The sequence below is a fragment of the Colwellia sp. BRX10-9 genome, assembly GCF_014077405.1.
Lineage (GTDB): Bacteria > Pseudomonadota > Gammaproteobacteria > Enterobacterales > Alteromonadaceae > Colwellia_A.
In genome coordinates, this window is the sequence record NZ_JACGVV010000018.1 from 12,974 (window position 1) to 25,161 (window position 12,188).

Consider the following 12,188-nt stretch of genomic DNA (forward strand, 5'->3'; position numbering starts at 1 on the left):
CCGGGGTTGCCGGAGTTACACTTAAGGGCGTTAATTAAAGAGGCAAAAACAATGAAATACCCTATCGCATTAAAGAAAATAATTGGCGTTGAAAACTACAAAACATACGTCCCTGACTTACCCGGTTGTGTAGGTAATGGTGAGAGTATTGATGTCTCTTTAAACAATATTAATGACAGCATCGCTGCACATCTTTCTATATTGGCCGAATATGGTGAAGCCATCCCACACGCTACAACGATTGAAAATCATCTAACAGCCTATCCAAATGTTATTTGGTGTATTCTTGATATCGATATAACACCCTATTTAGGGAAAAGTCATAAAATCAATGTCACCTTACCGGAGTTGTTGATTAAACAAATTGATAACCGAGTCAGTAAGTCTTCAACTTATAAAACACGTTCCGGCTTTATCGCAAGCGCGTGTATCAGTGAGTTAAATAAATAAGAGTTTTCCCTGAATTATTATTTATAAATTATGGAAAAATAAGAAAGAGTAAGACTTAACAAGGTTCATGGTGATAAACACTGCAAGATTAGTTGTGAGGATTGTTAAAGGGAGTGCATTAAATTGATAATAGTCTTTTATCGTTAGACTTTTTTCGTAAGGATAAAAGCCTGATAATTATCTATTAATAAACCAAGCAATAAATCAGATAAGGCACTCACTTATTGCTTGTTCTATCTATAATTTAAAGTAAAACTAGTCGCTAAAGCCGTGCCGTTATCGACGATACATTAACGTTTGAACTGGCTTTATTGATATCTGTTTCAAAACCGAGTTGAGCAATCATTGGAATTGGAATAAGTGTTTTGAGTTCAGCTATATTTTCAGCGAGATAATTCATTGGCTCAACGCAGTTTGCTACCCAACCAATACAATCAAGACCATCGGCAACTATCGCTTCATAGGTGAGAACCGCATGATTTAAACACCCTAGTTTCATATTCACCACCAATATTACCTGCTGTTTTGTCTGCTGTACGAACTCAGATAAAAACCTACCTTTACCTAAAGGTAGTCGCCATCCCCCTGCACCTTCAGTGATAACAATATCGCAAGCCCTAGCAATAATTCGCTCGTAACCCGCATTTATATCAGCGAGTTTAATGTCAACATTCATTAAATTAGCGGCGATGTGTGGTGCTATTGCCGGTTCAAATGCAATAGGGTTAATTTCACTAATACCTTGTCCACAGTTTGCTTGCTGCAACAATAATTGTGCATCTTCATTGACCAGTATTTCACCCTGCGCTGTATGCTTAAGCTCACACCCTGCAGATATAGGTTTAAATACAGCAACTTGATAATCTTTTTTAACTAAGGCTGCGGTGAGTATTTGCGCAAAATAGGTTTTTCCAGCATCAGTATCTGTGGCAGTAATAAAAATTTTAAGCATTTAATTTTACCATAATTGCAGAATACACCTTATAAGTCGCCGGATAAATACCACTAGGCTCTTGAAAGTCTTGATAGCAATTAGTCATCTTTTGCCATTTATCTTTACCCGCTAAACCCTTGCCTTGCTGTTTAGGGACATGGTTTGCGCCTAGCCCTTTCAACTCTCGCGCTAGATGTATAACATTTTGATATTCTAATACTAAGTCTTGAGTTTTTTGTTCAAGTAATTTACATGAGGCCTTATCAAAAATAGCTTTTAGGTTTGCATCTGTTTTAAAGTCAATCACGTGCTGTTCATCATCGACTTGTGCCCAAGATGATTTTAACTCATGTAATGTGCCATCGAGTAAGGTGGAAAATATAAACAATCCTCCTGGTTTGAGCACGCGTAATATTTCTTCAATAATATCATCGAGTGGATCACACCACTGAATAACCAAATTAGAATAAATAACATCAATTGTGTTGGCTTTAAAAGGCAGGTAATACGCATCAGCTTCTAACCAGCAGATTTCCTTACTGCGGTTTTCTTGAGCAAAAGACAGCATTTTAGCGGAGATATCAACGCCAATAGTTTGTTGAAATTTACTGGCAAGAATGTCAGTAAAAAAACCGGTACCTGAGCCTAAGTCGACGACAGTTAGATCTGAACGGTTGGGTAATAAAGACATTAAGTGCTTACCCGTATAGCGTTGTAATCGAGATGAAATATCATACGACTGACTCGCTAAGCCAAATGACTTGGCTATTTTAATTCTGTTTAACACTTCAGGCATTAACGTAAAACCTCATTCAAACAATTAGCTAAGTATTTGATATCACATTCTTTATGGTTAGCTGTAATGGTAACGCGTAACCTTGAGCTGTTTTTAGCAACCGTTGGTGGGCGTATCGCGGTTAGCCAAATACCTCTGTTTTTCAAATGTTGACATATTTCTAGTGTTCTTTTTTCGCTGCCAATAACAATAGCGTGAATAGAAGAGGATGACGGAATTATTGTTATTTGACTATCAAGTTTATTTGATAAAAGCGCGCTCAATTCAAAAATATTATCTCTACGCCAAGACTCTTTTTGAGCAAGCTTGATACTGGTTTTTGTCGCCCAAGCAACGGCGGGGGAAATCGCGGTTGAATAAATATAATGACGAGAAAAATTGACTAAGTAATCATAAACATCTTCATCACAAGCGATAAATGCACCACTAGTGGCTAAAGCTTTGCCAAAAGTTGCCATTACTATATCGACCTGACCAAAGCTACTACTGCCCTGACCGGCATGACCAATAATTCCAATACTGTGTGCATCATCCATGTAAAGCATAGCTTGTTGCTGCTGAGCAATCATAATTAACTGGCTAACGTCTGCGCGATCGCCATCCATGCTAAAAATACCTTCAGAAATAATCAGTTTATTGTCAACAGGACTTTTCGCTAAATATTGTTCAAGTTGCTGATGATTATTGTGTAAATATCGCTTCACGGAAGCTTCACTAGCCAAAGCACCATCAATTAAAGAAGCGTGACTTAACTTGTCTAGAAAAAATTGGCAGTCTTTTTTACCCAAGGCTTGTAATACACCGGAATTAGCTGCAAAACCACTGCTATAAAGTAAGCACCGTGGTTTATTTAACCACTGACAAACTTCATCTTCTAAAGCTTGGTGTGCATAATGAAAACCGGTTATTAAACTGGAAGCACTTGCGCAACTGCCGTATTTATCGACACCTTCTTGCCAGGCTTTATTTATTGAAGGGTGATGATTTAAGCCGAGATAATCATTAGAAGAAAAATTTAAATAGCGTTTTCCTGCAACAACCACCTCTCGGCCATTTTGCTCGCTTATACATTGGCGTTGGCGATATTGTGATTTTTCTTTTTGCTGAGCGACTTGCTCAGCAATAAAGTTAAAAGACATAAATTTCAGCTTGGCTCTTGATCAGTAAATAAACGTTAAAGCGCAGCGTCGTAAAAAAGTTCTTTATTTTGCTGATTGACAACGGCAGTCGTTATTTTTTGCTCAGTCTCAATATCATCGGTGGCCACTGTTTCAGTATTAATGCCCAATTTTGCAAATAACTGCATATCTTTATTGGCTTCAGGGTTGCCTGTAGTTAACAACTTACAACCGTAGAATATTGAGTTGGCACCGGCTAAGAAACACATTGCTTGCATTTGTTCGTTCATTGCATCGCGCCCAGCTGATAAACGCACATGGCTTTTAGGCATCATAATACGTGCAACCGCTATACAACGAACAAAATCAAAAGCTTCTAAATCGTCAACATCTGCGAGTGGTGTTCCGGCAATTTTTACCAGCATATTAATTGGAACACTTTCAGGATGTTTAGGTAAGTTAGCCAATTGTGCTAAAAATGACGCTCTGTCTTGAGCATTTTCGCCTAAACCAACAATACCACCACTACAAACTTTCATTCCCGAATCACGGACGTTTTGCAGTGTATCTAATCGGTCTTGATAGCTGCGTGTGGTAATAATAGAGTTATAATGTTCAGGAGAAGTATCTAAGTTGTGGTTATAATAATCTAACCCAGCTTCTTGTAATTCATCGGCTTGACCTCCGTTAATCATGCCTAATGTCATACAGGTTTCTAAGCCAAGTGCTTTAACACCTTTGACCATCTCTAACACAAAGGGCATATCACGAGCTTTTGGATTTCTCCAACCTGCCCCCATACAAAAACGCGTTGACCCTTGGTCTTTCGCTACCTTTGCTGCTTCTAATACTTTTTCAACTTCCATCAAACGTTCTTTTTGAACATCAGTATTATAGCGTGCACTTTGCGAGCAATATTTACAATCTTCAGGACAAGCACCTGTTTTGATTGACAATAAGGTACTAACTTGTACTTCATTAGGATTAAAGTGTTCACGATGAACGGTTTGAGCTTGAAACATAAGGTCACTAAAAGGTCGAGCAAACAATGCTTCCACTTCTGCTATTGACCAATCATGACGAGGTATATTCGTTTGTGACATGTGAAACCTTTACTGTAAAATGTAAATGTGAAAATTGCATCGCTAAATATTAGCAGGTAATCTATACGCCAGTCATTAATTGTCAACATAAAAAACATTGCAAGCTTTACATATGAACAAAAAACATACAGATTTAATCGATTTTGATAAGAAACATGTTTGGCATCCCTACACATCGATGTCAAACCCTCTGCCCTCATACTTAGTTGAATCGGCCAAGGGCGTTTATATAAAGTTAGCTACGGGTGAAGAACTTGTTGATGGTATGTCGTCCTGGTGGTCTGTTTTACACGGATACAATCATCCAAAGTTAAATCAGGCGCTTGTTGATCAAACACAAAAGATGGCACATGTTATGTTTGGGGGCCTAACGCATGAACCCGCTATTAACTTGTGTAAGAAGCTCATTGAGATCACACCAGAGCCGCTACAAAAAGTTTTTTTATCAGACTCTGGCTCTGTATCGGTAGAAGTTGCCATAAAAATGTCATTACAGTATTGGCACAGTCAGGGCAAAAGTGAGAAGCATAAATTATTGACCGTTAAAAATGGTTATCATGGTGATACTTTTGCCGCAATGTCGGTATGCGATCCTGTTAATGGTATGCACCAAATTTTTGAAAGTGTATTAATGAAAAACATTTTCGCTCCTGCGCCACAGTGTGATTTTTATCAACCTTGGGATAACGCTGAGTTAGCGCCCTTAAAAGCCTTATTTGCACAACACCATAATGATATTGCCGCCTTTATTATTGAACCTATTGTCCAAGGTGCTGGTGGTATGCGCTTTTATCATCCTGAGTATTTAAAAGCTTGTCGCGCCTTATGTACGCAATATCAGGTGTTATTTATTGTTGATGAAATTGCTACGGGTTTAGGCCGTACAGGAAAATTGTTTGCTTGTCATTGGGCGGATATAAGTCCTGACATTATGTGTTTAGGAAAAACCCTGACCGGCGGTTATATGACCCTGGCAGCAACTTTGTGTACGCAAGAAATCGCAAAGACCATCAGTGATGGAGAAGCCGGATGTTTTATGCACGGCCCAACGTTTATGGCTAATCCGCTGGCTTGTGCGGTTGCAAATGCAAGTCTAGAGCTTTTGGCAACAGGAGAATGGCAACAGCAAGTGAGTTTTATTGAAGATTATTTAACGCGACACTTATTAGTGTTAAATCAACATTCAAGAGTAAAAAATGCCCGCGTCTTAGGCGGTATAGGTGTGGTAGAAACAAGGGTTGCGGTTAATATGGCAAAGATACAAAAAAGATTTGTTGAATTGGGTGTCTGGATCAGACCGTTTGGCAAGCTTATTTATATTATGCCGCCCTTTATTAGTGATGAACGGGCTTTAGCGAAACTTGTTAAGGCGATAAGCACGGTACTCGATGAGCAGCAGTGTTTTGAAGATTAACCGACACAGATTTGCTGTTAGGTAAAACGGCGTAGAATTATTAATAATCTTACGCCAAGTTAAGTTTCACTAATATATAGATGACCCAAGCAACCGTTATCGTTAGTAGCAGAACGATATTAAAATGCTTACTGTCTTGTTCTCTTCTAGTGCGATAGTGATCGACAACCAAACAAAGGTAACTACAAAGTGCACTTACCCAAAGCACGATATATAAATAGCCCGTTAATGGCGTTAACCAAAATTGCCTTATTTCGATATTTCTAAAGCGCAATAAACCATAATCTTGCTCTGGTGCAGCATAATAAGACATAACAATAGCAAAAATGAATAATATCCATCCGCTTAATGCCAAAGTTCGGCTTAAGAGAACCCAAAAATCTGTTGAATGTCGCCTGTTTTTTAATCCCAATATCATTGATTCAAACCCTCTAAAGTCAATATTACTGTTTTTTGTTTTTATATAGACCGGATCAGCAACTTTTACTTGTTAAACACCGCAGTAAAGGTAACATATCACACCTTAAAGTTAGTGCAAATAAATTCAGTATTCTACACTGGGTCTGTGCACCGACAAAATCTATGACAATAATTAAATAAAGAAAAGAGGTTGATAATGTCAGTTATCTCAATCACTGATGTACTTGCTGGTAAGTACCCAGTAAGTGAAGCAGTTACAGTACACGGATGGATCCGCACTCGCCGTGATTCTAAAGCAGGTATTTCATTCCTAGCGGTTCATGATGGATCATGTTTTGATGCGATTCAAGCTATCGCACCCAGTGATCTCGATAATTATCAATCAGAAATATTAAAATTGACTACGGGTGCTTCAGTTAAAGTCACCGGTATTTTGGTTGAGTCTCCGGGCCAAGGCCAATCTTTTGAAATTCAAGCAACTAAAGTAGAGATACTTGGTTTGGTTGATGATCCTGATACCTATCCTATGGCAGCAAAACGTCACAGCATTGAATTTTTACGAGAGCAAGCACATCTTCGTGCTCGTACTAATATGGGCGGAGCTGTTGCTCGTGTTCGTAATACGTTAGCTCAAGCGGTACATCGCTTTTTACACAGTAAAGGTTACTTTTGGATCAGCACGCCGTTAATTACTGGCTCAGATTGTGAAGGCGCTGGCGAAATGTTCCGTGTTAGTACGCTTGATATGGAAAACTTACCTCGCACCGATAAAGGTAATGTTGACTACGCTAAAGATTTTTTTGGTAAAGAAACTTTCTTAACCGTTTCAGGTCAATTGAACGTTGAGACTTATGCATGTGCCCTTTCAAAAGTTTATACTTTTGGACCGACCTTCCGTGCTGAAAATTCTAACACAACACGTCATCTTGCAGAATTTTGGATGATTGAACCAGAAATCGCTTTCGCTGATTTGTCTGATGCTGCTGACCTCGCAGAAGAAATGCTGAAATATGTCTTCCAAGCTGTGCTTGATGAACGTAGTGATGACATGAATTTCTTCCAACAACGCATTGATAAAACAGTTATTGACCGTATGAATTCTGTTATTAATAATGATTTTGTCCGTTTAGATTACACTGACGCTATTACAATATTAGAAAATTGTGATAAGAAATTTGAAAACAAAGTGGCTTGGGGTGTTGATCTTAATTCAGAGCACGAGCGTTACTTAGCCGAAGAACATTTTAATGGCCCAGTCGTGTTACAAAATTACCCTAAAGATATTAAATCATTTTACATGCGCTTAAATGATGATGGCAAAACCGTTGCTGCTATGGATATTTTAGCACCAGGTATTGGCGAAATCATTGGTGGTAGCCAACGTGAAGAACGTCTTGATGTACTTGATGCGCGTTTAGCCGAAATGAATTTAAACCAAGATGATTACAGTTGGTATCGCGATTTACGTCGTTACGGCACTGTTCCTCATTCAGGTTTTGGTTTAGGTTTTGAGCGTTTAGTGGCTTATGCTACCGGTATGCAAAACGTTCGTGACGTAATTCCTTTCCCAAGAACGCCAAACAACGCTGCGTTCTAGGCTAAGAATAATAATCCCATAAAAAAACCTCATTATTGAGGTTTTTTTATGGGTGAAATATCTGGTTTACTCAGTAAGTTCTTTTACCATAAAATATTTACAGCCTGTTTTTGGATAATTTTCTTGTACCCATTTTGTTTGATAACCTTGCTTTTCATAAAATGGCATTGCTTGAAAGTTCAGAGTATCAAGCATACTTAACGTACATCCCCTCGCCACTGCTGCAGTTTCAAGTTGTGCTAATATCTTAACACCCATTTTTTTACCACGAAGTGACTCGTCAACCCACAGCGTATTAATTAACAGCCAATTACCAAAGGTGCGTGCGGATGAACCAGCAATAATGTTACCTAGTTCGTCCTTTATTTGAATAGCTAATGGCTTTCGTTCGCTTACTTCCCAGTGAGCCCAATTGAAATCTGCAATTTTTTTATCTAAAAAATCTATTAGTGCTTGCTCAGGCGCATCCAAAATTTCAATATTCATCGCTCCCCCCCTTTATTTTACAAATATGAAACATGAGACGTTAAGCTTTTAGCGGGTTTAATAGGACGATCGTTTTCGGCGGTGCCTATGTAAATAAATCCTATAATATCATCGTCTTGGTCTATTCCTAAACCACGTTTTACTGATGAATCGTAGCTAAAATCACCCGTTCGCCACACAGCGCCATAACCTAAACTAAAGGCAGCCATTTGCATAGCATGGGCACAACAACCTGCTGCGATTGCTTGTTCAAATTTAGGCACTTTGTCGTGCGCTTGATACCGCGTGCTAACAACGATAATTAACGGTGCACGATACGGCATATTTTTGGCTTTTTGTATTTTAGCTTCAGTAAACTGATGAACTTTAGCGACATCTTCAAATATCTGGCTTAACTTATCTAACCCTTGTTCTTTAACAAGGGTAAAAAACCATGGTGATAAACAACCGTGATCAGGAACACGCATTCCAGCGTTCAATATAAATTCAACATCGCTAGCAACAGGGGCTGGTGATATTAACCTAGGATTAGATTGTCGTTTTAATAATAATTCTTTGGCATTCATTAATTATAAAGACTCATGGGTAGTTTCAATACTAAGGATTATATACCCGTTATCCTTCAAAGTGCACGCGGATCCCTACATCTTGTTTAATAAACAACATAGATAATAATCAATACGGGTCAACAGACCTGCACAAAAAATCAAAGGCGTAACATATAATGAAAAAAGTTCGCTAATAACACATTTATTTACTAATCAGACTACATAAGTGATCAATAATTAAGTAGCATAGCCAGTAATTACAATTACATACTAACTGTGCCGGATATTATGACAGAACCCACATCGTTACCTAATGCTCCTGTAAAGCAAAGTGCTTTAAAACGAGTTACTTTAAAATTTTTTAGTTTATTAAATTCATTTAGAAAAATAATTATTAATGTTGTTTTTTTTCTGGTTTTATTTTTATTTATCGCGGCACTTGGCAGCGATGATGACAAGATCGTTGTTCCTAACAATACAGCCTTAGTGTTAAATCTTACTGGAGATATCGTTGAACAAAAGAATGCGATTGACCCGATGGATGCTTTAATATCAGAAGCCTTAGAAGAAAAAGAAAAAAACCCAGAAGTTTTACTTAGCGACTTATTGAATGTCATTGAAAGAGCAAAAAATGACAGCCGTATAGAAATGATCGTATTACAGCTTCAAGGACTTAACAGCACGGGTTTAAGTAAATTACAAGACATTGCCCAAGCTTTAGAGACGTTTAAAGCTGCTGGTAAAAAAATAATTGCTGTTGGCGATCAATATTCTCAAGACCAATATTACTTGGCAAGCTCTGCTGATGAAGTATGGCTCAATCCTCGTGGTTGGTTGTTACTTGACGGTTATGGCCGTTATCAACTTTATTTTAAATCTGCATTAGATAAGCTCTCTATTAGCCAACATATATTTCGAGTCGGTACCTATAAATCTGCTGTAGAACCATACATGCGCGACGATATGTCAGCGGCGGCTAAAGAAGCCAACAAATTATGGTTAACTGATTTATGGTCACAATATAAAAGTGATGTCGCAAGCAACCGAAAATTTTCGATTGATAATTTTGATGAAAATGCTGATGTTTTAGTGGCAAAACTTGAGCAAGCTGATGGTAATATTGCGCAGTATGCTTTAGATAATCTTTGGGTTGACGCGTTAAAAAATCGTCAAGAGATGAAGCTGTCTTTGATTAAACTTGTTGGAAAAAATTCAGCCGGTGATAGCTATAATCATATTAGTTTCAAACATTATTTGTCTGCCACTAAACCTATGTATCCAATGGTTAACCCAAATACCGATAAAGTCGCCGTTATTGTTGCTAAGGGGACTATTTTAGATGGTCGCCAAAAGCCAGGAACCATTGGCGGGGATAGTACAGCATCACTATTAAGAGAAGCGCGTTTAAACAATAAGGTGAAAGCGGTAGTTCTTCGTGTCGATAGCCCGGGTGGAAGTGCTTATGCCTCTGAAATTATTCGTCAAGAAATTGAACTGATCAAGTTAGCAGGAAAACCTGTTGTTGCTTCAATGGGAACTTATGCCGCTTCTGGGGGCTATTGGATATCGGCACCTGCTGATAAAATAATAGCTTCTCCAGCAACGATCACCGGCTCAATTGGTATTTATGGATTTTTCATGACCTTTGAGAATTCATTAAGCAAACTAGGTGTTTACACTGATGGCGTTGGTACCACTGATATAGCCGGATTTGGTGTAACCCGCCCACTGACTGATGGCATGGCAAGAGTATTTCAATTAAATATTAATAGAGGCTATCAAGACTTCATTGGCCTTGTCGCTGAAAATAGAAATATGAGCCTTGAGCAAGTTGATAGTATAGCCCAAGGACGTGTCTGGTCAGGTGCAAAAGCGAAAGAGTTAGGGCTTGTTGATGAGTTAGGCAACTTAACGACCGCTATTAATGCAGCAGCAGAATTAGCCGAGTTAGCAACGTTTGAAACCTTATTGATTGAAATAGAACAAACGCCAAAAGATCTTTTCCTGCAAGGGTTATTAGGTCAAGCGAAGACTTTCTTTCCTGAAACTGAAATAATGACTCTAAGCAATACGGATAAATTATTTTTAGAAATGAAAGCACAGCTATCTCACCTCAACATACTTAATGATCCGCAAGGGGTTTACTCCTTATGTATGACCTGTGAAATTAATTAGTTCGCAGTGACCTAAATCGCTTTGTTATATTCACATGGAAGTGAATAGAGAACAATATTTAACAAGCGCACGTGATTATCAGACCAAACGACAAGATAGTAATAATTCTAAGGTAACAGCATGAAAAAACGCATTTATATCGCCTACACTGGCGGTACCATCGGCATGAAAAACAGCGGCCAAGGTTGTGTTCCGGTAAAAGGACATTTAACCGAGTCAATTAATGGTACGCCTGATTTTCATCGACAAGAGATGCCTGACTTTACCATTAATGAATATTCACCATTAATTGATTCATCAAATATGACGCCGCAAGATTGGCAACGTATTGCCGATGATATAAAAGCTAATTACGATAATTACGATGGCTTTGTTGTTCTTCATGGTACAGATACCATGGCTTATACCAGCTCTGCGCTTTCGTTTATGTTTGAAAATTTATCTAAACCTGTCATTGTTACCGGCTCACAAATTCCGTTAAGCCAATTACGCTCAGACGGACAAGTAAATCTGTTAAATTCACTTTATATTGCGGCAAACTACCCCATTAATGAAGTGGGCTTGTATTTTAATAATAAATTATACCGGGGTAACCGTTGCATTAAAGCTTACGCTGATGGTTTTAACGCTTTTGATTCCCCCAATATGTCGCCACTTCTCGAAGCTGGAATTAATATTAAGCTCCTTGAAGGTAAACTCAACGTTGCTGTTACCCAACCATTCTCGGTCGCACAAATAACACCACAACCGATAGGTGTTGTTCATTTGTACCCAGGGATTTCTAGTGAACTAGTCGCCAATATTATCAAGCAACCGGTAAAAGCGTTAATTATTCGCAGTTATGGCGTCGGTAATGCGCCACAAGATGAACAGCTACTTGCTTGTTTAACGCAAGCTTATCATCAAGGAATTGTCGTGGTAAATTGTAGCCAATGTATAAAAGGGACTGTGAATATGGAAGGTTATGCAACGGGCGTCGCATTAAGTAAATGTGGTGTTGTCGGTGGTGGAGATATGACGCTAGAAGCAACATTAACTAAACTACATTACTTACTCAGTAAAGAATTACCTCAAGCTGAAATTTGTCGTCTTTTACAAGAAAATCTCCGTGGTGAACTCACGACTCATTAAACCATTACGCTCTGGT

The 12,188-nt window shown here is 38.5% G+C and carries 12 protein-coding genes; 5 read left to right on the forward strand and 7 right to left on the reverse strand.

Annotated features, from left to right (window positions below; genetic code table 11):
• Positions 1 to 51: 51 nt before the first annotated feature.
• Positions 52 to 450, forward strand: a complete 399-nt coding sequence (locus H4J69_RS11705) for a type II toxin-antitoxin system HicB family antitoxin (protein WP_070373558.1) — start codon at positions 52 to 54, stop codon at positions 448 to 450.
• A 262-nt stretch (positions 451 to 712) separates the two neighbouring features.
• Here the strand turns inward: H4J69_RS11705 and bioD are convergent, their stop codons facing one another.
• From bioD to bioB, 4 genes are read right to left on the reverse strand one after another with little or no spacing between them, the layout of a single operon-like run.
• Positions 713 to 1,402 (reverse strand): dethiobiotin synthase, encoded by a 690-nt coding sequence (gene bioD, locus H4J69_RS11710; RefSeq protein WP_182215192.1) that lies wholly within the window; start codon positions 1,400 to 1,402, stop codon positions 713 to 715.
• Positions 1,395 to 2,180 (reverse strand): malonyl-ACP O-methyltransferase BioC, encoded by a 786-nt coding sequence (gene bioC, locus H4J69_RS11715; RefSeq protein WP_182215194.1) that lies wholly within the window; start codon positions 2,178 to 2,180, stop codon positions 1,395 to 1,397. Before bioC ends, bioD begins: the two co-directional genes overlap by 8 nt.
• On the reverse strand, positions 2,180 to 3,319 hold the full coding sequence (locus H4J69_RS11720) for an 8-amino-7-oxononanoate synthase (RefSeq protein WP_182244670.1): 1,140 nt from the start codon (positions 3,317 to 3,319) through the stop codon (positions 2,180 to 2,182). Before H4J69_RS11720 ends, bioC begins: the two co-directional genes overlap by 1 nt.
• 35 nt (positions 3,320 to 3,354) lie before the next feature.
• Positions 3,355 to 4,401 carry a biotin synthase BioB gene (gene bioB / locus H4J69_RS11725; protein ID WP_070373554.1) on the reverse strand — a complete coding sequence of 349 codons (1,047 nt, stop codon included), beginning with the start codon at positions 4,399 to 4,401 and terminating at the stop codon, positions 3,355 to 3,357.
• A gap of 112 nt (positions 4,402 to 4,513) precedes the next feature.
• On the opposite strand from bioB, the gene bioA reads away from it, so the two are divergent.
• Positions 4,514 to 5,815 (forward strand): adenosylmethionine--8-amino-7-oxononanoate transaminase, encoded by a 1,302-nt coding sequence (bioA, locus tag H4J69_RS11730; protein WP_182215200.1) that lies wholly within the window; start codon positions 4,514 to 4,516, stop codon positions 5,813 to 5,815.
• Between the two features lie 49 nt (positions 5,816 to 5,864).
• On the opposite strand, the gene H4J69_RS11735 is transcribed toward bioA, so the two are convergent.
• The gene (locus H4J69_RS11735; RefSeq protein ID WP_259364644.1) at positions 5,865 to 6,128 is read right to left on the reverse strand and encodes a hypothetical protein; all 264 of its coding nucleotides are present in this window, start codon (positions 6,126 to 6,128) and stop codon (positions 5,865 to 5,867) included.
• Positions 6,129 to 6,431: 303 nt separating this feature from the next.
• On the opposite strand from H4J69_RS11735, the gene asnS reads away from it, so the two are divergent.
• Positions 6,432 to 7,832, forward strand: coding sequence for an asparagine--tRNA ligase (asnS, locus tag H4J69_RS11740; RefSeq protein ID WP_070373551.1), 1,401 nt, complete (start codon positions 6,432 to 6,434; stop codon positions 7,830 to 7,832).
• A 66-nt stretch (positions 7,833 to 7,898) separates the two neighbouring features.
• Here the strand turns inward: asnS and H4J69_RS11745 are convergent, their stop codons facing one another.
• Both H4J69_RS11745 and H4J69_RS11750 read right to left on the reverse strand, forming a co-directional pair.
• Entirely contained in the window at positions 7,899 to 8,318 is a 420-nt protein-coding gene (locus H4J69_RS11745; RefSeq protein ID WP_182204314.1) for an N-acetyltransferase, read from the reverse strand.
• 17 nt (positions 8,319 to 8,335) lie between these two features.
• Positions 8,336 to 8,884, reverse strand: a complete 549-nt coding sequence (locus H4J69_RS11750; RefSeq protein WP_182215208.1) for an NAD(P)H nitroreductase — start codon at positions 8,882 to 8,884, stop codon at positions 8,336 to 8,338.
• A 270-nt stretch (positions 8,885 to 9,154) separates the two neighbouring features.
• On the opposite strand from H4J69_RS11750, the gene sppA reads away from it, so the two are divergent.
• A complete protein-coding gene (gene sppA, locus H4J69_RS11755) occupies positions 9,155 to 11,041 on the forward strand; it encodes a signal peptide peptidase SppA (RefSeq protein ID WP_182230894.1) in 1,887 nt (628 codons plus the stop codon).
• Between the two features lie 120 nt (positions 11,042 to 11,161).
• Positions 11,162 to 12,172, forward strand: coding sequence for an asparaginase (gene ansA, locus H4J69_RS11760; RefSeq protein WP_182215212.1), 1,011 nt, complete (start codon positions 11,162 to 11,164; stop codon positions 12,170 to 12,172).
• The last annotated feature ends 16 nt before the right edge of the window (positions 12,173 to 12,188 follow it).